The 20,903-nt window shown below is 68.1% G+C and carries 21 protein-coding genes; 10 read left to right on the top strand and 11 right to left on the bottom strand.

Annotated features, from left to right (window positions below):
• Positions 1-38 precede the first annotated feature (38 nt).
• The 3 genes from pknB to thiO form a co-directional block, all read right to left on the bottom strand.
• On the bottom strand, positions 39-1,991 hold the full coding sequence (pknB, locus tag ACFTSF_RS28650) for a Stk1 family PASTA domain-containing Ser/Thr kinase (RefSeq protein WP_380157141.1): 1,953 nt from the start codon (positions 1,989-1,991) through the stop codon (positions 39-41).
• Between the two features lie 101 nt (positions 1,992-2,092).
• A complete protein-coding gene (locus ACFTSF_RS28655) occupies positions 2,093-3,076 on the bottom strand; it encodes a LysM peptidoglycan-binding domain-containing protein (RefSeq protein WP_380157143.1) in 984 nt (327 codons plus the stop codon).
• Between the two features lie 97 nt (positions 3,077-3,173).
• Positions 3,174-4,319, bottom strand: a complete 1,146-nt coding sequence (thiO, locus tag ACFTSF_RS28660) for a glycine oxidase ThiO (protein WP_380157144.1) — start codon at positions 4,317-4,319, stop codon at positions 3,174-3,176.
• A 42-nt stretch (positions 4,320-4,361) separates the two neighbouring features.
• On the opposite strand from thiO, the gene thiE reads away from it, so the two are divergent.
• From thiE to ACFTSF_RS28675, 3 genes are read left to right on the top strand one after another with little or no spacing between them, the layout of a single operon-like run.
• Positions 4,362-5,009, top strand: coding sequence for a thiamine phosphate synthase (gene thiE / locus ACFTSF_RS28665; RefSeq protein WP_380157146.1), 648 nt, complete (start codon positions 4,362-4,364; stop codon positions 5,007-5,009).
• Positions 5,006-5,422: a ribonuclease domain-containing protein gene (locus tag ACFTSF_RS28670; protein WP_380157148.1), complete on the top strand. Its 417-nt coding sequence runs from the start codon at positions 5,006-5,008 to the stop codon at positions 5,420-5,422. Before thiE ends, ACFTSF_RS28670 begins: the two co-directional genes overlap by 4 nt.
• Positions 5,419-5,853, top strand: a complete 435-nt coding sequence (locus ACFTSF_RS28675; RefSeq protein ID WP_380157149.1) for a barstar family protein — start codon at positions 5,419-5,421, stop codon at positions 5,851-5,853. The genes ACFTSF_RS28670 and ACFTSF_RS28675 overlap by 4 nt, the downstream gene beginning before the upstream one ends.
• On the opposite strand, the gene ACFTSF_RS28680 is transcribed toward ACFTSF_RS28675, so the two are convergent.
• A complete protein-coding gene (locus tag ACFTSF_RS28680; protein ID WP_380157151.1) occupies positions 5,839-6,663 on the bottom strand; it encodes an alpha/beta fold hydrolase in 825 nt (274 codons plus the stop codon). The two genes, ACFTSF_RS28675 and ACFTSF_RS28680, sit on opposite strands and share 15 nt — an antisense overlap.
• A gap of 23 nt (positions 6,664-6,686) precedes the next feature.
• On the bottom strand, positions 6,687-7,757 hold the full coding sequence (locus ACFTSF_RS28685; RefSeq protein WP_380157152.1) for a polyprenyl synthetase family protein: 1,071 nt from the start codon (positions 7,755-7,757) through the stop codon (positions 6,687-6,689).
• Positions 7,758-7,814: 57 nt separating this feature from the next.
• Here ACFTSF_RS28685 and metF point away from each other — a divergent pair, with 57 nt between their 5' ends.
• Together metF and ACFTSF_RS28695 are read left to right on the top strand one after the other, a co-directional pair.
• Positions 7,815-8,732, top strand: a complete 918-nt coding sequence (metF, locus tag ACFTSF_RS28690) for a methylenetetrahydrofolate reductase [NAD(P)H] (RefSeq protein ID WP_380157154.1) — start codon at positions 7,815-7,817, stop codon at positions 8,730-8,732.
• Positions 8,733-8,750: 18 nt separating this feature from the next.
• The gene (locus ACFTSF_RS28695) at positions 8,751-9,281 is read left to right on the top strand and encodes a SixA phosphatase family protein (RefSeq protein ID WP_380157156.1); all 531 of its coding nucleotides are present in this window, start codon (positions 8,751-8,753) and stop codon (positions 9,279-9,281) included.
• Here the strand turns inward: ACFTSF_RS28695 and ACFTSF_RS28700 are convergent.
• The 4 genes from ACFTSF_RS28700 to ACFTSF_RS28715 form a co-directional block, all read right to left on the bottom strand.
• Positions 9,278-10,720 carry an alpha/beta hydrolase gene (locus ACFTSF_RS28700; RefSeq protein WP_380157158.1) on the bottom strand — a complete coding sequence of 481 codons (1,443 nt, stop codon included), beginning with the start codon at positions 10,718-10,720 and terminating at the stop codon, positions 9,278-9,280. The genes ACFTSF_RS28695 and ACFTSF_RS28700 overlap by 4 nt on opposite strands.
• A gap of 17 nt (positions 10,721-10,737) precedes the next feature.
• Positions 10,738-12,954: a HelD family protein gene (locus tag ACFTSF_RS28705; protein ID WP_380157160.1), complete on the bottom strand. Its 2,217-nt coding sequence runs from the start codon at positions 12,952-12,954 to the stop codon at positions 10,738-10,740.
• Positions 12,955-13,045: 91 nt separating this feature from the next.
• The gene (locus ACFTSF_RS28710) at positions 13,046-14,371 is read right to left on the bottom strand and encodes a phytoene desaturase family protein (protein WP_380157161.1); all 1,326 of its coding nucleotides are present in this window, start codon (positions 14,369-14,371) and stop codon (positions 13,046-13,048) included.
• A complete protein-coding gene (locus ACFTSF_RS28715; RefSeq protein ID WP_344150789.1) occupies positions 14,371-14,967 on the bottom strand; it encodes a DUF4126 domain-containing protein in 597 nt (198 codons plus the stop codon). Before ACFTSF_RS28715 ends, ACFTSF_RS28710 begins: the two co-directional genes overlap by 1 nt.
• 158 nt (positions 14,968-15,125) lie before the next feature.
• On the opposite strand from ACFTSF_RS28715, the gene ACFTSF_RS28720 reads away from it, so the two are divergent.
• On the top strand, positions 15,126-17,048 hold the full coding sequence (locus tag ACFTSF_RS28720) for an N-acetylmuramoyl-L-alanine amidase (RefSeq protein ID WP_380157163.1): 1,923 nt from the start codon (positions 15,126-15,128) through the stop codon (positions 17,046-17,048).
• 1 nt (position 17,049) lies between these two features.
• Here the strand turns inward: ACFTSF_RS28720 and ACFTSF_RS28725 are convergent, their stop codons facing one another.
• Both ACFTSF_RS28725 and ACFTSF_RS28730 read right to left on the bottom strand, forming a co-directional pair.
• Positions 17,050-17,520 carry a YbaK/EbsC family protein gene (locus ACFTSF_RS28725; RefSeq protein ID WP_344150794.1) on the bottom strand — a complete coding sequence of 157 codons (471 nt, stop codon included), beginning with the start codon at positions 17,518-17,520 and terminating at the stop codon, positions 17,050-17,052.
• Positions 17,521-17,530: 10 nt separating this feature from the next.
• Complete coding sequence (locus ACFTSF_RS28730; protein WP_380157165.1) at positions 17,531-18,079, bottom strand: DM13 domain-containing protein; 549 nt, start codon at positions 18,077-18,079, stop codon at positions 17,531-17,533.
• 345 nt (positions 18,080-18,424) lie between these two features.
• Between ACFTSF_RS28730 and ACFTSF_RS28735 the strand changes: the two genes are divergently transcribed.
• The 4 genes from ACFTSF_RS28735 to ACFTSF_RS28750 all read left to right on the top strand — a co-directional run bounded on the left by ACFTSF_RS28735 (position 18,425) and on the right by ACFTSF_RS28750 (position 20,852).
• On the top strand, positions 18,425-18,829 hold the full coding sequence (locus ACFTSF_RS28735; RefSeq protein ID WP_344150800.1) for a DUF6504 family protein: 405 nt from the start codon (positions 18,425-18,427) through the stop codon (positions 18,827-18,829).
• Complete coding sequence (locus ACFTSF_RS28740) at positions 18,826-19,299, top strand: SAV_6107 family HEPN domain-containing protein (protein WP_380157167.1); 474 nt, start codon at positions 18,826-18,828, stop codon at positions 19,297-19,299. Before ACFTSF_RS28735 ends, ACFTSF_RS28740 begins: the two co-directional genes overlap by 4 nt.
• 140 nt (positions 19,300-19,439) lie before the next feature.
• On the top strand, positions 19,440-20,186 hold the full coding sequence (locus ACFTSF_RS28745; RefSeq protein ID WP_344150806.1) for a methyltransferase domain-containing protein: 747 nt from the start codon (positions 19,440-19,442) through the stop codon (positions 20,184-20,186).
• Positions 20,187-20,447: 261 nt separating this feature from the next.
• Positions 20,448-20,852 (top strand): DUF3040 domain-containing protein, encoded by a 405-nt coding sequence (locus tag ACFTSF_RS28750; RefSeq protein WP_344150809.1) that lies wholly within the window; start codon positions 20,448-20,450, stop codon positions 20,850-20,852.
• The last annotated feature ends 51 nt before the right edge of the window (positions 20,853-20,903 follow it).

Below are 20,903 nucleotides of genomic sequence, written 5' to 3' on the forward strand. Positions count from 1 at the left end.
CTAATCACCCCGCCCTGGTGGCGACCAAAACGCCGTACCTAAAGGACTGTGATGGTGATGGTGCTGCCCGGGCGGACCTTCTGGCCGGCTCCGGGGCTCTGCGCGGCGACGATGTTCAGGCCGATGTTCAGCGCCGCCTTCTCGACCTTCACCTCGAACCCGGCTGCCTTGAGGATCTGCTGGGCCTCGCTGGTCGACTTCCGCTTCACATTCGGTACGTCGACCAGTGGCGGGCCTTTGGAGACGACCAGCTGCACCTTGTCCTTGGCGTGTAGCGTGCCGCCCCGCGGGGTCTGGCTGATCACAGTGCCCTCGGGCACCTTGGCGTCGTACTGCTCGGTGCGGTTGACGATGAACCCGAGCTTGCGCAGTGCCTTGTTCGCCTCGCGATAAGTCTTGCCGGTGAAGTCGGGGACCGCGATCGGCCGCTTCCCCTTGCTCACCACGAAGTTCACCGCAGTGTTGGGCGCGACGACCATGTTGAAACGGGGGTAGAAGGCAATCACTCGCCCGGCCGGCACAGCCTCGTTGTACTGCTCGTTGATCTGGCCCTGCACGAGCTTGATCGCCGCGATCGCCCGGTTGGCGGCATCCAGGTCCAGACCGGCGAGCTGCGGCACGCGGTACCGCTCCGGCCCCTTGGAGACGGTGAGGTGGATCTCACCGTTCTTGCGGATCCGCTCACCCGGCTTGGGGTCGGTGGACATGACCTGTCCCTTGGGGACGTCCTCGGAGAAGTCCTGGTTGGACAGGGTGGTCCGCAACTCCACCTTCTGCGCTTCGACCGACGCCGACGCCGGAGTCAGCTTCACGAGGTCAGGAGCCGTTGTATAGCGGTGGATGCCGTAGTACCAGGCCGAGGTGCCGATAGCGACGGCGGCCAGCAGGATGAGGATGAGCGCGATCAGACCGCGGCTCGGCCCCCGCCGTACTGGATTTCGCGGGACCGGCTGACCGGTCGGACGGCCGTGCTCCACCGGTACGACGATCGTCTCGTGCTTGAGCACGCTCACCGGAGTCACCGGGGTGACCTCGCGCGTGTAACCGTCGTCGTAGTCGCTGTCCTGCCGGATCTGCTGGATCGGCACGGTCAGGTCGCCAGTGAGCTCCGGGTCGTCCGGCAGACCTTCTTCGAGCGCACTGCGCACTCGTCGGACCTGACGGCTCAGCACGCGCGCATCGGCCGGCCGTAGGTCGCGGTCCCGAGCTGTGGCGCGCTGCACGAGCGCATCGACGTACGGCGGGATTTGCGGCTGCACCAGGGACGGAGCGGGCACGTCCGCGTGCACATGCGCGTAAGCGACCTGGATCGGGGTGTCACCGCTGTGAGGCTTCTCACCGGTCAGCAGTTCGTAGAGGAGGATGCCGGACGAGTACACGTCCGAGCGGGCGTCCGCACTGCCGTCGGTGACCAGCTCAGGTGCCAGGTAGGAGACCGTGCCCATCAGCAGGCCCTGAGTCGCAGTGTTGCCGGTGGCACTCACCGCACGAGCCAGACCGAAGTCGGCGACCTTCACTGTGCCGCTGTCGGAGAGCAAGACGTTCTCCGGCTTGATGTCGCGGTGGACGATGCCGGCATCGTGCGCCGCGGACAGCGCGGACAGGATCGGCGCCAGCAGGTCGAGTGCGCGGGCAGGGGAGAGCGGTGCGTGCTCGCGGATCAGGTCACGCAGCGTGCGGCCGGGGATGTACTCCATGGCCAGGAAGAGGGTGCCGTTGTCGTCACCCTGGTCGAACACCGCGACCACGTTCGGGTGCGAGAGCTTGGCGGCGGCGCGGGCCTCGGCGACGAAGCGGCGGGCGAACTGGGCGTCGTCACCGAGACCGTCGTGCATGATCTTGAGCGCGACGATCCGGTCCAGCCGCATGTCCAGCGCCTGGTAGACGGTGGCCATGCCGCCCTTCGCGACCCGGGCGCCCACGCGGTAGCGGCCGTCGAGCACACGCCCGACGAGGCGGTCGCCTACCTGCGTGTCCACGTCGTCCGTCACTACTGGTGAGCCGCCTCTCAAGCTACCTCTGCTCCACAGAGTGTAGATAAGGCTCCAGGTCGACCGTGCCAGGCGCACCGCTGTCCGGGCTGGTCAAACGGTCACTTGAGCGGGTTCCAGCCCTTCTCGAACTGGCCCTTCAGCCGCAGCACGTTCTTCACGTAGAGCTTGGTGTCCGGGTACATCCCGTTACGCCGCACTCCGCCCAGGCCTTGGTAGTAGCCCGCTACGGCGATGTCCAGCTTCGCTGCGCCGGTCAGGTGGTCCAGCAGCACCACACCGGCTGTGACGTTGTCCTGGGCCTTCAGCAGGTCCAGGTCGCGGCCGACGATGCTGGAGGAGAACCGTCCGGTCGACGGGATCACCTGCATCACACCGATGGCGTTGGCGGGGGAGACCACGCGCTGCTTCCAGCCGGACTCCTGCCAGCTCACCGCGAGCGCCAGCTCCGGATCGACGCCGTACCGCTTGGCTGTCGCGACGATCAACGTGCGCATCTGCGCACGGGTCGGGAGGTTGCGCTTCTTCAGAGTGGCTCGGTTCCGGTCGGCCTGGGCGACGATGTGGTCGGCGTAGGTGCGTCCGGCGAAGGTGTTGTTCTTCTTCTTCTTCTTAGTGCTCTTCTTGGGTGCTGTCGCCTTGAGCTTCACCGGCACCCGTAGGGTCTTACCCGCGAAGATGCGGTCGCTGGCCCGCATCCGGTTGGCCGCCAGCAGGTTTGCCTGCGAGCACCGGAACCGCTTGGCGATCTTGGAGATCGTGTCGCCCGGTTTGACGACGTACGTGCTCATGCGGAGCTGGGAGCGCTTGGCCGGCGTCTTGGCGGCCGTCCGGCTCTTGGGTGCGGCCTTGGGCGCTCCGGGCAGTTTGAGGACCTCGCCGGCGTAGATGGCGTTGCCGTTGCCGGGGAGCTTGTTCAGGGCGACCAGGGTTCGGACGCTGGTCCCGTAGCGGGTGGCGATGTGGCTGAGCGTGTCACCGCTCTTCACCGTGTAGGCGCCGAAGCCCGGCGACCCGGCGGTGATCACCCCGGCGGCCAGCACCGGTACCGCGATTCCGGTCAGTACACGTACGACATTTCGCATGGTCCATCTCCCCGTGTCACGTCACTTGACCGTAAGTGCTGGTACGGATGTGACAACAGGGGCTAATGGGGTGATTGTTACGCCTGTAACTCAATGTTTATATTGTTTGACCGAAACGGCTCCGCAAAAAAGGTTTACCGAGATCCGGGAGCGTGCCGGTGCGGACGGTCTCGGTCAGGATCGCCGCGGTGATCGGGGTCAGCAGCACGCCGTTCCGGTAGTGACCAGTTGCCCAGAGCAACCCATCGAGCCCGGACGGCCCGAGGATCGGTGCGTTGTCGGGGGTGGCCGGCCGGAGGCCCGCGATCGTCTCCACCAGTTCGAGTTCGTCGGTGACCGGCAGCACGGTCCTTGCATCGCGCAACAAAGCGAACACGCCGCCGGCGAGCACTCTGGTGTCGTAACCGAGCTCGTTGCTCGTGGCACCGACCACCAGCTCACCACCTGGGCGGGGAACCAAATAGACCGAGAATCCACGCGCGGTCGCACGGACTGTGTGATTGAGCGCCGGGCGATATGCCTCGGGTACGCGGAGCCGCAGTACTTCGCCTTTGACTGGGCGTACCGGAGCGCGCAATTCAGTCGGTACGCCTTTCAGTTGTGCCGACCACGGTCCGGTCGCGGCAATCACCTGACCAGCGTGTACGGCGCTCCCATCCGCGAGCTGAACGCCGATTGCCGTCGTACCGGAGGTGATGACGTGGTCGACGCTCTGGCGCATCACTGTGACGCCGGAGACCTCGACTGCGCGGAGGAGTGCGGTGACTGCTTGCCGGTTGTCGACAGAGTGGTCGCCCGGGACCCAGACGCCGCCGGAGACCCCATTTGCCAGCAGTGGCTCGCGTTTACGAGCCTCGCGACCGGACAGCACCTCTACGGCCAGACCGAGGTTGCTCTGGTACTCCGCCAGTCGACGTAGCTCGGCTGCGTCGTCGACGTCGTACGCGACCGACAGTGTGCCGGTCTGGTGCAGTCCGGCGGACAGGCCGGTCGCTTCCTCGAGCCGTGCGGCGAAATCGGGCCAGGCGTCGACACCGGCCAGATTGAGCGCGAGCAGGTCGTCCTCGCCGTACTCGACCTCTGTGACCGGGGCGAGCATGCCGGCGGCGACTATGGAGGTCTGCTCGCCCGGAGTCGGGTCGCAGACCGTCACCTGCAGACCGTCCACCGCCAACTGCCAGGCGGTCGCCAGACCGATCAGCCCGCCGCCAATCACCACCACATCGGACGTGTGCTCAGGCATGCCGTCACCCTACGTCCGGGGCGGCATGGCAGGCTGTGTCGTGTGACTGAGTCCACGGACCGCCTGCAGGACGCACGCCTGTACCTGTGTACCGACGCGCGCGAGAAGCAGGGCGACCTCGAACAGTTCCTGGACGCCGCGCTGGCCGGCGGCGTCGACATCGTGCAGCTCCGTCAGAAGGAGATGGAGGCTGCTGACGAGCTTGCGGCGCTGGAGGTGTTCGCGGACGCCTGTAAGCGGCACGGCAAGCTGCTGGCGGTGAACGATCGGGCCGACATCGCGTTCGCGTCCGGAGCCGACGTACTGCACCTGGGGCAGCGCGATCTGCCGGTGCACGCGGCTCGGGGTGTCATCGGATCGGATCCGATCATCGGCCGGTCCTGTCACACCTTCAGCCAGGTGAACGCAGCCGTGGCAGAGCACGGGTCGGAGTACTTCTGTGTCGGACCGACGTGGGAGACCCCGACGAAGCCTGGTCGCCAGGCCGCTGGACTGGAGCTGGTTTCGTACGCTGCAAGCCGTCAGCAATCAAAACCCTGGTTCGCGATCGGCGGTATCGATCTCGACCGGCTGGACGAGGTTGTCGCGGCCGGTGCGACCCGAGTGGTCGTCGTACGGGCGATCACTGCGGCTGACGACCCAGGTGCGGCAGCTGCGGAGTTCAGCCGCCGACTGCGGGGTGCCGGGTGACGAACCCGAAGACCGTCCGCATTGTCGCGGTCGTGCTGATCGCCATGCTGGTGATCACGCTGGCCGCATCGCTGTTCGGATGTGCGCCCGCGAAGACGTCGACGCCGAGTGTCGATCCGGTCAGTGGCCTGCGCTATGTCGCAGTGGCTGATCTGCCGCGGGAGGCGCAGGACACCCTGAAGCTGATCGACAAGGGCGGCCCGTACCCGTACAACCGCGACGGTGTGGTCTTCGGTAACCGCGAGAAGATCCTGCCCAAGCAGAACAACGGCTACTACCACGAGTACACCGTGAAGACGCCGGGGGAGCGGGACCGTGGCGCGCGCCGGATCGTGACCGGCAAGAGCGACGAGCGCTACTACACCGACGACCACTATGCATCGTTCCGCCGGATCGCGGAGGATAACGGATGACCGACCTGCGTGCCTTGCTGACCGAGGGCCTGCGCCCCGGCGTCTACCGCTGGCAGTCCAGTCGCAGCGCCGACGACGTACGGCGCGAGGTGGCCGCAGCCGGCTGGGACTTCGTTCTGCTGGACACCTCGGATGTCCACGACAAGACAGGCTTCCTCGACCTCTGTGCGACGGCCTTCGACCTCCCCCGCTGGTTCGGCCGCAACTGGGACGCCCTGGCGGACTCCCTGAGCGACCGCTCGACCGGTGAGCCCGAGATCGTCCTGTGGACCGGTGTCGAGCACCTGCTCGAACACGACCACGAGACCGTCGACGTGGCACTGCAGATCTTCAGCGAAGACAGCGCCAACTCCGGCCAGCTCCGCTTCCTCATCCACTCACAACCGGACGCGGACACCCCGGCTCTGCTCAGCGCACTACCTGTCCTCTAGCAGCCAGTTGAGCACGTGGTCGGTCTGGCTCGGCAGCACGTGCCCTGCGTTCGGAAGGACGACTGTTGCGTTCGGCAGTCGCCGTGCGGTCTCTTGTGAATCGAGCATCCGGTCACGCCCACCGACGATCACCATCAGGTCGAGCTTGCTCAGCTGGTCGTCGGTGAAGATCGGTAGCTGTACCCGCCGCGGCTGGAAATGCTTGTGCACCAGCAGTGCGAACTCGCCGGTGTCTCTGCGCCGCTCGGCCGGTAGCGGTCCGGCGACCAACCGCATGGTCTGCAGAACGCCCCACCGCCCCCACGGCAGGAGGAAGATCGCCGGCAGGTAGATGAGGGACTTCTGCCGGCCGATGCCCGACGGGCTCAACAGTGCAAGCTTGCGGACCTTGCCCGGTCGCCGGATCGCATAGTCGGTCCCGATCCAGCCACCCAGCGAGCTCCCGACCATCAGAACCGAGCCCTGGATACCCAGTCCTTCGAGAACGTCGTCCAGCCAGACCGCGTGGTCGTCGGAATCGAGCTCCGGGCGCACCTCGGCGCTAAGACCGGGATCGCCGAGCAGATCGACCGCGTGCACGCGATAGTGCACTGACCAGGCCGAGATGTCGTCTATCCAGTCGAGCGACGTACTGGCCGACCCATGCAGCAGCACGAGCGGTGGTGCGTCGGCGGGACCGCAGCTGACTACGAACGTGTCGCCTGCACCAGTCGGTACCAGACGCTGCTCGTTCGGCACCGGCCATTGGGCCAGCAGTGCCCGGTACTGCTCGTGGACAGCGTCACGGCCTGCTGCGGACTTGAAGTACATGCCAGCAGACTAGATGCGGAAAGTCAGAGCACCCGGGATGTTGCGGCGATCGCGAGATCGGTCAGGCCCTTTCGGGCAGTGTCGTCGGCCAGGGGAGCGCGGTCGAGGGCATCGAGCGCGTCCTCGGTGTGCTCGGTGATCAGGTCTTCGCAGGCCTGCACGGCGCGGGAGTCCTGCAGGATCTCGCGGAGTAGCTGGATCTCGTCGTCGTCCAGGTCAGGGCGGCCGAACAGACGGTCGAACTCGGTCAGCTGCACCTCGGACGCGTGGTCGACCGCGTAGGCGACGAGGACAGTCCGCTTGCCTTCACGGAGGTCGTCACCGGCGGGCTTACCGGTCAGGGCCGGGTCACCGAAGACGCCGAGCAGGTCGTCGCGCAGCTGGAAAGCCTCGCCGATCGGGCGTCCGTACGCCGACAGAGCGTCGATGAGGCGTTGGTCGCAGCCGGCAAGTGCGGCGCCGACGTGGAGCGGACGCTCGACCGTGTATGACGCGGACTTGTAGCGCAGGACGCGTTGCGCCAGATCCATGTCGGACTCGCCACTCGCCTGGGCCACGAGGTCCAGGAACTGTCCTGCGGTCACCTCGACGCGCACTGAGTCGAAGAAGCGTGATGCGCGAGCCAGGGCGGCCGCGTCGAAGCCGGACGTGTGCAGGAGCTCGTCTGCCCAGATCAGGCACAGGTCGCCGAGCAGAATGGCCGCACCAACCCCGAAGTTCACCGGATCGCCACCACGGCCGGATGCCTCCGACCTGGCCCGCTGCAGCTCTTCGAAACGCCGGTGCGCCGCCGGGGCACCACGCCGTACGTCGGAAGAGTCCATGACGTCGTCATGGACCAGAGCGCTGACGTGCAGCATCTCCAGACTGGCTGCCGCGGTCAGGATCGGCTGGGCCGAGTCACCGCCGGCAGCACGGAAGCCCCAGTAGCAGAACGCCGGTCGCAGCCGCTTGCCGCCGCTGGTCGCGTCCCGCGCGGCCTGTACCACCTCGGCCAGCTCCGGGCCGATGGCCGTCAGTCGCTGCTGCTGCAGGTCCAGGAAGCCGGTCAGCGCGCGCTGGACCTCGGCCGGGATGTCCACTTCGCCATACACGTCTCGGAGCGTAGTCGGTCGCTGCGCCGACGCCGACGGCGCGGGTAACCTTGGCGCATGGCAAACGGACTTCCCTCCACGCTCCCCGGCAGCACTCCGACTGTCCGTGAGCTGCTGGCCAGTGGAAGCCGGTCCTTCTCCTTCGAGTTCTTCCCACCGAAGACTCCGGAGGCCGAGGACGTGCTGTGGCGCTCGCTACGCGAGATCGAGCAGCTACGCCCCACCTTCGTCTCGATCACGTACGGCGCCGGCGGTACCACCCGGGACGGCACGATCCGCGTCACCGAGCGGGTCGCGCAGGACACGTCGCTGACGCCGATCGGTCACCTCACCTGCGTCTCGCACTCCCGCGACGAGCTGCGCTCGGTGATCGGTGCGTACGCCGGCTCCGGCGTACGGAACATGCTGGCACTGCGCGGAGACCCGCCTGGCGGTCCGAACCAGCCGTGGGTCGCACATCCCGAGGGGCTGAACCACGCGGTCGAGTTGGTCGAGCTGATTCGTGAGCTGGGCGACTTCTGCGTCGGTGTGGCCGCGTTCCCGGACAAGCACCCGGAGGCTGAGTCGCTGGAGGCGGACGCACAGGTGCTGGCGGCCAAGGCACAGGCCGGTGCGGACTACGCCATCACCCAGATGTTCTTCGGAGCGGATGACTACTTCCGGCTGGTCGACCGGGCGGCTGCGCTCGGCTGTGAGATCCCGGTGCTGCCGGGCATCATGCCGGTGACCAACATCAAGCAGATCCAGCGGATGGCCGACCTGACCGGGATGGCGCTGCCCAAGCCCGTCACAGACCGGCTGCTGGCCGTCGAGGAGGATCCGGCCGCGGTGCGGGCAGTCGGCGTGGAGATCGCGACCGAGCTGTGCGAGCAGCTGCTGGCCGGTGGCGCCCCGGGCATCCACTTCATCACGCTGAACCGCTCGACGGCGACCCGGCAGGTCTTCCAGAACCTGCGCAGCCACGTCAGCTCCTAACACCCCTATTCTGGTCGGATGGCTGACCCGTCCGACCTGCTGGTCGATCGCACCCTCGTCCTGCTCCGGCACTCCAAGGCAGTGCCGCCGGAGTCGATGCCGGACCTGGAGCGGCCGCTCGCGGACCGCGGCCGCGCGGACGCCGCCGCGGCCGGCCGGTACCTCGTTGCCCAGGGCATCGAAGCGGACCTGGTCCTGTGCTCACCGTCGCAGCGCACCCGCGAGACCTGGCAGTACGCCGCCGAGGCCGGTGCGACCGCTGCAGACGTCTGGTACGACCGGCAGATCTACAACGCCGACACAGTCGAGCTCCTGGACGTCATCCGCGAGGCGCCGGCCGAGGCGCGCACAGTGATCATGGTCGGGCACGCGCCGGGCATCCCATGGCTGGCCGACGAGCTGGCCCTGGATGGCACCAGCCCGGAGCGCGTGCAGCTCACCCAGAAGTACCCGACCTCCGGACTGACCGTCCTGCACCTGACCTGTCGCTGGGCGGACCTGTCCGCGGACGACGCCGACCTGGTCTCGTACGTCGTACCGCGCGGCTAGACGCTGGCCGGACAGTTACCGTCGGCCGGTAGTTGCCCGGTGAGCCAGTACTGCGTCGCCTTCGTGTCGATACACGGGTTCGGCCTGCCCAGGTACGACGCGTGGTTGCCGCCGTTCTCCACCAGGAGCCGTGAGCCCGGCAACACGGCGTGCATCCGGCGCGCGCCGATCAGCGGCGTCGGACCGTCGTACCGGGGCTGGATGAGCAGGATCGGCGGGACCTTGCTCGAGCCGATCTTGGTCTGCTGCACCGGACCCACCGGCCAGAAGGCGCACGGGGCGGAGTACCAGGTGTTCAGCCAGGCGATGTACGGCGCCCGGTGGTCCGCGATGCTGGTCTCCCAGTGCCAGGTGCTCCAGCTCCGGGGCCAGCCGGGGTCGGTGCAGTTGTAGGCCAGCATGGCCGGATCCACTGCCTGCAAGGCGAGCTGGTCAGTGACGGACAGCAGTGCGGACGGGTCACCGTGCCGGTACTGGACGATCGCGTCGGCGACATCGGACCACTGGTCATCCGTGTACAGGCTGCCGGCCAGCAGGTCGTCGACCTCCGAGATCCCGGCTCGACCACCGGCCGGCTTCTTGGCCACATCGCTGCGCAGCTTCTCCCAAGCCGCCTGCACCGTCTTCGCGGCCTTGCCCAGGTGGTAGGTCTTGTCCCGCGCAGCAATCCAGGCGAACAGCGCCTGCACACGGGCCTGCAACGCGGTGTCCTGCTCATAGCCCGACCGGTACGTCGAGACCAGCGGGTCGACCACACTGTTGAGGATCATCCGGCCGGTGTGCTGCGGGAACATCGTCGCGTACGTCGCGCCGAGCTTGGTGCCGTACGAATAGCCCAGGTAGTCGATCTTGTCGCGCCCCAGGGCGATGCGGATCCGGTCCATGTCCCGGGCTGTGTTGTCGGTGGTGATGTATGGCAGCAGATCCTTGGCCTTGCGACCGCACTGCTCCGCGACCTGCTTCGCCTGTTGGATGCGCTGCTGCTCTTGCTTCGCATTCGATGGCTTGTAGGGGAGTGCCGGGTGCTTGACCAGCTTGCTGAAGTCCCCGCAGTCCACCGGCGTGCTCTTGCCAACTCCGCGCGGGTCGAAGCTGAACACGGCGTACTGGTCGTTGACCTTCTCCGGTAGCCCGCCGCTGACCTGATGCTCGACACCGATCCCGGAGGCACCCGGTCCGCCCGGGTTGACCAGCATGTAGTGCTTGGCGCTCAGACTGCCGACGGCAGACACCATCAACGTGATCTGCCGGCCGTTCGGCTTCGCGTAGTCCAGTGGGACCTTCAGCGTCGCGCAATAGGTGCCCCGGGGTGCTCCGGCGTCAGGTGGGCACTCGCTCCACTTGAGCTTGGTCGGGGCGGCAACAGCGGGCGCAGTGAGCTGCGCGGCCAGCGAAACGACGACAACGCCGATCGCGGCCGCGCGCAGAACCTTCGTCAAGACGCACTTCTCCCGGGTCAGGAGGCGCGGGCGGGCAGCCAATGGGTGGTGCTGTTAACAGTAATCATGCGCTGGGTAGCGCGGGTCAGGACGACATACAGCGCTCTGACACCGCCCAGCGTGTCGCTGACGATCCGGTCCGGCTCGACCACCACGACAGCGTCGTACTCGAGGCCCTTGGACTCCAGCGGGGTGAGTGCGACCACGCGTGGGTTCCCGAGCTCGGCCAGCACCCGCTCCACGGCCGGACGCTGCGCCGGCGTCACGATGACTCCGACCGTGCCCTCGACGAGCTGCAGCAGCTCGGCAGCGGCATCACCGGCGGCCTCCGCGATCTTGCCGGCGTCGAAGATCCGGTGCTCCGGGTCGATCCCGGTCTGGCGGACCGCGTTCGGCAGGTCGGCGTCCGGCAGGGTCTGCCGGATCACCTCACCGGCGAACGCGTAGATCTCGGCCGAGTTGCGGTAATTGGTGGACAGTCGGAAGCTGTGCCGCTGCAGGTGCGACAGCATCGAGTCCATCGCCGCGCGTGCCTCGTCCGGGTCCGGCCAGGAGCTCTGCGCCGGGTCACCGACGATCGTCCAGCTGGCCTGCGGTCCGCGCCGGGTGACCATCCGCCACTGCATGGGGGAGAGGTCCTGCGCTTCGTCCACCAGGACGTGCGCGTAGTCCGCCGGCTCTTCAGCCTCCCTGGCCGCCGCGGCCCGGGCCCGGCGCTCGGAGGTGGTCAGCACCTCGTTCACACCGTCCGACAGACCTTCCATCCAGTCGAACTCTTCGTCTCGGGACTCCTGGATCGGTGGGCGGCCGAGGTACGTGCCGAGCTCGTCCAGCAACGCCACGTCGGCGACGGTGAACTCATCCGTACCGCGGATGGCCGCGGCCAGCGTCTCGATCTCGACCGGCGTCAGCTCGTTGCGAGCCCAGCGCTGCAACCGGCGTGGGTCACCGAGCCAGCGCAGTACCGCCTCTGGGGTCAGCACCGGCCACCACTGACTGAAGAACGTCCGGAACGCCGGAGTGTCGGTGACGCGGTCCCCGAATGCCTCGCGGTCGCCGTACACACCAGTGCGGAGGTCCTCCGGGAACCGCTGCCACAGTGCGGCCACCAGACCCTTGCGGGCCTCGGATGCGGCACGGTTGCGCGGTGTGCGACGCAGCGCGTTCCGACGGACGTTGTCCAGCTGGTTGGTGTCTACCTCGACCGTGGCGCCACCGATGAAGACCCGCAGCGTGGTGGGTGCGTTCGGCACCCGGTCTCGCGCAGCACGCGACAGTACGCCGCGCATCCGCAGCGAGCCCTTGATTGCGGCCGCATCGGCATCGTCGACCGCAGTGGCCTTCACACCGTCGACCAGCTCGCCCACTGCGCGCAGCGACACGGTGTTCTCACCGAGGCTCGGCAGAACGCGCTCGATGTAGGCCATGAACGCTGCTGACGGGCCGACCACCAGAACGCCGCCACGCTCGAAGCGGCGGCGGTCGCTGTAGAGCAGGAACGCCGCGCGGTGCAGGGCGACCACCGTCTTACCGGTGCCCGGCCCACCGCCGATCACGGTGACTCCGCGGGCAGGTGCCCGGATGGCTTTGTCCTGCTCGGCCTGGATGGTGGCGACGATGTCGCGCATCGTGTGCCCACGGGCCCGCGACAGCGACGCCATCAGTGCGCCCTCGCCCATCACCGGCAGATCCTCCGGTGCGCGCTCCGGCGCGAGCAGGTCGTCCTCGATCCCGATGATGCGCGGACCCTTGTTCCGCAGCACGCGGCGGCGGACGACCTTCAGCCGATCGGTCCCGGTCGCCCGGTAGAACGGCTCGGCCGCCGGTGCGCGCCAGTCGATGACCAGGGGCTCGTACTCGGCGTCGCGGACCCCGATCCGGCCGACGTACAGGCTCTCGAGCTCACTGGCCGCCGCAGCGACCGGCTGGTCGTCGCCCTGGTCGGAGTCGAGCCGGCCGAACACCAGGCCCTCGTGCTCCGCGTCCAGCTCCGCGATCCGGCGGGCGGCCGCGAACACCAGCACGTCCCGCTCGTACAGGCCGGTCTGCTCCTCCTCACGGACCCGGCCGACGTTCTGGGCCTGGGCCCGCGCGTGACCGTCCACCGCGATCCGGGATGCCGATCGAGCCGCCACGTCGACCCGGTCGTACACCAGGTCAACGTGCTGTTGCTCAGCCGCCAGCTCAGCCCGCTCGACGTTGTCGTCATCGGCCGGCAGGGGGGTTTGATCCACCGAGATCCTCTCTACTGCCGGGCACCACCCCGACACGAAACACAGGAACGTCCAATCTTAGTGCGCGGTGTTTACCAACCCCAGACGGGGCTCAGGCCTTCCCGATGGCGTCGGCGACGATGGCAGCACCCAGAGTGGTGGCGGGGACGCCGGATCCGGGGTGGGCGCCGGCGCCGACGCAGTAGAGGCCTTTGACGGGGGAGACGTTAGCGGCCCGGCGGCGGGCGGTCCGGTAGCCCTCCCAGGCCACTCCGGCCCACCAGGACGGGGACACCTGGCGGGAGACCACCTTGTCCCGGATGTGCAGGCCGCGGGCGACCAGCAGGTCCAGTACGTCGTCAGTGGGGTAGCCGTGGACCAGGACCGACCATGCCTGGTGTCCAGCGGGTGCCTGACCGCCCGTGCGCACCACGACGGTCGGCGTACCGTGCAGGACGGTTTCGAACGGCAGCGCCGGTAGGGGCTCCTGCAGACCGAGGTGTACGACGTACGCGGCCTGGGCCTGGTGTGTCGCCAGGGCGCGCTTGCGCACCTTCTTGGCTGCCCTGTCGTTGACCAACCGCCCGTAGAGGTCGCGGGGGTCGATATCGCTGACCACGATGTCCGCGGCCAGCTCTTCACCGTCAGCTAGCCGCACACCGGTCACAGCGCCGCTCATGGTGGTGACTGCGACCACTTCGGCGTTGGTGCGGACGGTGATCTTGCGTTCGCTGGCTCGCTGCACCAGTGCGTCCGCGATAGCGCCGAATCCGCCCGGGATGGTCCACCTGCCGAATGTGCGCTCCAGGTACGACCACACGCCGACATAGCCCGGGGTGAGCGTCGCATCCGAATCGCCCTGGGCGGCGAAGTGCCGCAGTACGGCGCGGGCGCGTTCATCGGAGAGGCTGCGCTGGGCGACCTTCTCCAGCGACTGCCAGGGCTTGAGCGCGCGCACTGTGCTGAGCGGCAGCCGGTGGTTGAACGGCAGCTCGCCTTCGAGAGGTGGTTCGAGCGACGTAGTGCGCAGGAGTTGCCAGGTGTCGGCGTAGCTGTCGACCAGCTCGGTCCACTGCTGCGCCACCTGTGCACCGGCCAAGTCAGTCCACGCCTCGTGCTGAGTGCCACGGTCGTTCAGGGGCAGGTCGAGCACAGAGCCGTCAGCGAACATGTGCCGACGTGAGTCGAGCACAGGCTCGAGCTGAACGAGACTCTCGATCGGGCGGCCACTCTTGCGGAACAAGTCCCGCAGAGCGGCCGGGAGCGTCGTACTGGCTGCTCCCGCATCCCACTGGAAACCGTCGGCCTCGATGCGGCCGAGGACTCCGCCCAGTCGCTCGTCCCGCTCGCAGATGGTGACGCTATGGCCCAGTTTGGCCAGCCGCACCGCACTGGCGAGACCGGCAAGGCCGGCCCCGATGACAATCACTCCGGCCATCAGACAGCACTGCTCCCGGTGGCCGGATCACCGCGTTTGTCCCGCCAGGCCTTGAATCGCACCCAGCCACGCCGGATGAACCGGAAGGCGACGTACACACCGATCAACCCGAGCAGCAGCAGGACCGCGGCGATGATGAGGGCGATCTCTGGGTGGAACGCGGCCAGCGACATCACACCGGCGACGGCGACGTCCTCACCGGACGAAGCGGCGATGTTGGTAACGGGCTCGGGGGAGGTGTTGATGGCCAGCCGCAGGCTGGACTTCACCGCATGCGAGAGCAATGCGGTGAGGCCGCCGGTGGCCACGATCGCTGCCTGCTGCAGGGTGCTCGCCTCGCCGGACATCAGCGCCGCGATGATCGCGCCGACCGTTGGCCGGATCACGGTCGAGATCGCGTCCCAGGCCGAGTCGATGTACGGGATCTTGTCCGCGACGAACTCGAAGGCGAACAGGACAGCTGCCGCGATCAGCACGCCGTTGCTGGTCAGCGCGGTGGGCACGTCGTCGGCCCCGGCGAACCGGCCGAGCAGACCGAGAATCAGCACACAGGCGTAGGCGTTGACCCCACTGGCCCAGCCCGCTGTGAACGCCAACGGTAATGCTTCCACCGGCCTACCTTTTCGTCAGAATCGAACCTCAGAAGGGCGAGTCTTGGTAAACCGTTGACAGCGCGGGTCGCCTCGACTAACAGTGATCAGACTGCCAGCCTGTGTGACCGGCAGCCCCCGCCCTCGGGTCAGGAGAAACCAACATGCTGCGTCGTTCGAAGATTCTCGCCGCACTCGCGGCGGTAGCGTTGCCGATCACGGTGACCGGCGTGTCGTCCGGTGGTCCGCCGGCTGCTGCCGCGCCACCGGATACGAGCAGTACCGCGGCGTCGGCGTTCAACGCGGCCGCTGCGAAGTACGGCGTACCGGAGTCGGTGCTGCTGGCCGTCTCGTACGCGGAGAGCCGCTGGGACGACCACCAGGGCGCATCGAGCTCATCGGGCGGCTATGGCCCGATGCACCTGACGGCTGTCGACCCGAGCAGGTCCGTGGACCTGTCAGGTAAGCAGAAGGTCGGCAAGGCCGAGTCGCTGCGCACGCTGTACAAGGCGTCCCAGCTGACCGGCCTGGACCCGGTCGCGCTGCGCACGGACACGGTTGCCAACATCTCCGGTGGTGCGGCCCTGCTGGCGTCGTACCAGCGTTCGCTAGGCCTGCCGGTGGGCGCGGACACGTCCGCAGCCCAGTGGTACGGCGCAGTGGCGTCGTACGCCGAGGCTTCGGACCGCGCGGGTGCGACCGGCTTCGCCGACGACGTCTACTCGATCATGGCGCGCGGTGCGGCCCGTACGACGAACACGGGTCAGCAGATCGCGATGCCGGCGGTCAATGTGGTGCCGGACAAGTCGCAGGCGAGCAAGCTGGCACTGCCGGCCGGTGTGAAGCAGGCGAACTCCGATGTCGAGTGCCCGGCCTCACTGGGGTGCGAGTGGCTGCCCGCGCCGTACGAGAAGACCGGTGCCGGTGTCGGTGACTACGGCAACCACGACCTCGCGAACCGGCCGAAGACCGGCAAGATCGACTACATCATCATTCACGACACCGAGGGTGGCTGGCAGGGCACCCTGAACATGGTGCAGGACCCGAACTACGTGAGCTGGCAGTACACGATGCGCTCGTTCGACGGGCACACCTGGCAGCACGTGAAGGCGAAGGACGTCGCCTGGCACGCGGGCAACTGGTACGTCAACATGCACAGCATCGGCATCGAGCACGAGGGCTTCGCCGCTCAGGGCGCCACCTGGTACACCGAGTCGCTCTACCGCAACTCGGCCAAGCTGGTGAAGTACCTGGCCGCCAAGAACCACATCCCGCTTGACCGCGCCCACATCATCGGCCACGACCAGGTGCCCGGCACACTGCCCACCACAGTCGGCGGCATGCACTGGGACCCGGGCCCGTACTGGGACTGGGAGCACTACTTCGACCTGCTCGGTGCGCCGATCTACGGGCACTCGATCTTCCCGGCCAAGGCCGGCTCGATCGTCACCATCAAGCCGGGCTTCTCGGGTAACGCGCAGGTCGTTACCGGCTGCGCAGGTGCGGGCGTGCCGTGCCCGACGCAGGGCACGAACTTCGTCTACCTGCGCCAGGCGCCGGACGACAACGCCCCGCTGGTCACCGACCTTGGTCTGCATAAGGATGGCGCACCCGGCACCACCGCGACCTGGGACCACAGTGCACGGGTCGCCGCCGGCGCGCAGTACGTCGTCGCTGAGCGCCAGGGCGATTGGCTGGCCGTCTGGTACCTGGGTGCGAAGGGCTGGTTCAAGAGCCCGAAGTCCGCACCGGACGCGTTTGCCAAGCCGGGTGTCGTGGTGACGCCGAAGGCCGGCAAGACATCGGTGCCGGTGTACGGGCGTGCCTATCCGGAGCAGTCGGCGTACCCGGCTGGTATTCCGTACCAGGCCGTCACGCCGCTGCAGTACTCAATCGGTGAGGGTCAGTCCTACCCGCTGAGTGACGCGTCCATCGAGACCGACTACTACCGCGCGGTGACGTTCGACGCGGACCCGCCGGCCGACCACGTGCAGGTGCTCGGTAAGGACCGGTACTACCAGATCTGGTTCGGGCACCGGATGTTCTACGTCCGCGCCGCCGACGTGGACATCAAGCCCGCGTTCTGAGTCAGTTGACGGTGATCTGGGTGGCCCCGGTGAGCTCCAGCAGTTCGGTGTAGCTCGTCGGGAACACCGAGTGCGGAATACCGGCGGCCGCCCAGATCACGTCGTACTGCTGCAGTGCCGTGTCGACGTAGGTCGGCACGGGTCCGGGGTGGCCGACCGGAGCGACTCCGCCGATCGACTGACCGGTGTGCTCCTTGACGAACTCCGGTGTGGCGCGCCGCAGCTTGCTGACGCCGAGCTCGGCCGCCACCTTCGCGGTGTCGACCCGGTGCGCGCCCGAGGTCAGGATCAGGACTGGTGCGCCGTCACCGTCGAAGATCAGACTGTTCGCGATCGCACCGACCTCGCAGCCGAGCTCAGCCGCCGCAGCAGCGGCGGTCGGGACCGCCTCGTCCAGAATCTTGATCTCACCGGTCGCACCGGCTGCCTGGAGTGCGTCGGCGACGCGTTGCACGTTGGGATGGTTACTCACCCCACGAAGCCTATGTGAGCGTCGCTGCCCCAAAGGACACATTAAATCGGTCGCACCAGATCGCCACGCTGCGGAAGTCGGCCAGGTCGACGCTCGCCGGGATGGGGTAGTTCTGGTTGCCATGGTTGCCTTTAAGGCGGCCCAGCGTCTGATAGCGGCCGTCGTCGAACACATGCCAGCCGGCCCGTCCGGGCAGGACCTCCGCGTCGCTCAGCCACACTCTGAGGTCCGGACCGTCCGACGTGTCGAGGTTCTCCAGCCGGAGGACGCGGGAGCCGTCGGGAAGCTGCAGTACGGCGACGCTGCCCGAGGTGTCGTGTTCGTGCGAGATCAGGCTGCCTTTGGCCAGGACCTTCGTGGTGGCTGCAGGAGTCGCCGAAACTGTCGGTGGCGTGGTCGACGATGGCTTTATGGAGATCGGAGCAGTGCTCGAGGAGGCGGTCGGCAGCGCCTCGTCGACGACCTTGTCGGTGACCAGCCGCCACGGCTGGAAGAGCGGCAGCGCGATCGCTGCCGCCACGACGGCCGCCGCTGCTCCGGCCAGTGCTATCCGCTTCATCGCCGATCCCTTCTGTGCGGTGGCTCCAGTCTGTGGCCCGGATCGGTCGCACGGCGACGCGCCGGGATTACGGCCCGTTGACGATTGCCGCCGGGCGACGCTACGCTTCCAGTGTTCGAACAGATGTTCGATTACCTCCGGCCCGGCCTCGTCGGGAGACCGGCCGGAGGTGACCCGGGCAGCTGGACGGCCCCGGTGCGGAGTTGCGGCCGCATCGGGATCCGGTGCTCCCGGTGGGCCGGGTGCCGTGGTGGACCTCGACCCCCACCCCGGCCCCGCCCATCGGGACTCCGACCCGCCGTCGGGCACGAGCAGCCGCGGTTCACACACGGGAGGCGATGGAGCATGTGGGAGTTCGACGAGGCCGTCGAGGTGCGTTCGAGTGTCGTGGACGGCCTCGAGTCTCCTGAGCAGTTCCTCTGGCGCGGCCGGTTGTGGGTGGTCTGCTCCGTGCAGGCGCACTGGACCGAGACCGCGGCCTGGTGGGAGCGCGGCGTGATCGGCGCGCCCGGGTCCCCGGAGCCGGGGATGGCGACGGTGGGCGCGGTGGCGGCCGGACTGTTCGAATCGGGCTCGGGAATGGTGACGAGCCCAGCAGCCGTTGGTGTCTTGGACGCGGACTGGGGTCCGCGACGCGCGGTGTACCGAGTGGAGGCGGGCTGCGGCCGGCACGGACGGCGGGAGCTGTTCGACCTGGCCCACGACCCCGACTCGGGCCGCTGGCAACTGGAAAGGGTGACCGACCGATGACCGTTTCTCCGGTATCTCCGATCGCCGCCGGCGCCGCCGGCCGCGAACTGTCCCGCGCCCGCGCCGCCCTGGCCGAGGCGATCGACACGAGCGACCACCTCATCCGCTACTCGAGCGCACACATCGCCGCCCTCCGGGTCGCGGCCGCGGTCCTCGCCGTCCGCGCCCGCCTGGTCCGCACCGGCACCCGCCGCCGCGTCCAGCGCAACGCCTGGGTCCTCCTCGCCGAGGTGGCCCCCGAGTTCGCCGAGTGGGCCACCTTCTTCGCCGCCGGCGCTTCCCAACGCGCCGCGGCCGAGGCGGGCCTCGAGCGCTCCGTCACCACCCGCGAGGCCGACGACCTCATCCGAGCCGTAGAAACCTTCTACACCCAAGTAGAAGCAAGCCTCCGCCTCTCCACCACCCCCGCCCTCACCGCCACCACCGACCCGGCCTCAGTCCTAGCCCAACCCTGGATGCAAGCCAGCTGACCCACCCCGATCACCAGCCCACCAACCCCACAGGCGCGGGGTAGGTGGGCTGGCTCGCGTCTACCTCCGCGGTACGCGCAGTGCTGGGGAAGTAGGGTGTGGCGCGTCGGGGGTTGGTGTGGTGGAAGGGGTTTTGGGTGATGGTGGATCGGCGGCGGCGGGCCGTGCGGACGGCGCTGGTGGGCGAGGCTCTGCGGGTTGCGTTGGCGGGGCGGGCTCGGGTCGATCCGGGGTCGGGGCTGGACATTGTGGACCTGGGTGGCGGGACCGGTGGGTTCGCGGTGCCGTTGGCGGTGGAGGGGCATCGGGTGACGGTGGTCGACCCGAGTCCGGATGCGTTGGCGTCGCTGGAGCGGCGGGCTCGTGATGAAGGTGTGAGCGAGCTGGTGCGTGGGGTGCAGGGTGATGCGGCGGAGCTTCCTGGGGTGGCGGGGGAGTCGAGTGCGGACGCCGTGTTATGCCATGGGGTGCTCGAGTACGTCGATGATCCCGTGCAGGCGTTGCAGGCGATGGCGTCGGTGTTGCGGGAGGGCGGCGTACTGAGTCTGCTTGTTGCCCAGCGCAACGCGGTGGTGCTGGCGCGGGCGCTGGCCGGGCATCTGGCCGAGGCGCGGGTCGCGTTGCAGGATGCGGACGGGCGGTGGGGTGCGAATGACCCGATGCCGCGGCGGTTCGACGAGGCGGCGATCGGTGCGCAGCTCGCGGATGCCGGGTTCATGGTGCATACCGTGCACGGGGTGCGGACGTTCGCGGATCTGGTTCCGTCGGCGTTCGTCGACTCCGAGCCGGGCGCGGCCGAGTCGCTGGCCGAGTTGGAGCGGACTGCCAGCCAGCACCCGGCCTTCCGGGCGCTCGCGACGCAGCTCCACATTCTCGCCACTCGCTGACGCCGGTACGGCGCTCTGCCGGGCAAATGTTGCGGAGTGTGGTTGGTCACGCGGTTTCCGTTCCGGGAGCGGTTCCGGAACGGAACTGGGGCCGGAAGGGCAGCCGACACGCCCGTGGAGTGGCGCGATCGAGGGCAGTGTGACGAGGGGAGTTGCGGGACCGTGACGCGCGGGACAGGCGGTCAGGGTTTCGTGTGACGCTGGCGCGGCCTAGACTGGAGGCGGCCTATCGAGATCGCGCTCACCATGGAGGGATCGACGGTGCCCCTCTCGGAAGAAGAGCAGCGCCAGTTCGAGCAGCTCGAACGCGCCCTGGCAGCGGAAGACCCGAAGTTTGTCTCCGCCATGCGAGGGACCAATGTGCGCGCTTACTACAAGCGCCGGGCGGTGCTCGCCGGCGTCGGATTCGTGCTGGGCATCGCGGTGCTGATGACCGGTGCAATCATCCCCAACACGATCATCGGCGTCATCGGCTTCGTGATGATGGTCGCCTGCCTCTATGTGGCCGCGCTGAGTATGAAGCGGATCAGCAACGCCGGGGATGACGACGACATCCCGCCCCCGCCGCCGCAGTCCAAGCGGCACCGGACCAAACACGACTCCTCCGGCAGCTTCATGGAGCGGATGGAAGATCGCTGGCGCCGCCGCCGCGACGAAGATCTCTGAGTCACCCAAGCAGTCGTTTCACCAACAACACCCCGAGTCCCTGGTGGGCTC

The organism is Kribbella sp. NPDC056951 (genome assembly GCF_042674205.1).
Taxonomy (GTDB): Bacteria; Actinomycetota; Actinomycetes; order Propionibacteriales; family Kribbellaceae; genus Kribbella; species Kribbella yunnanensis.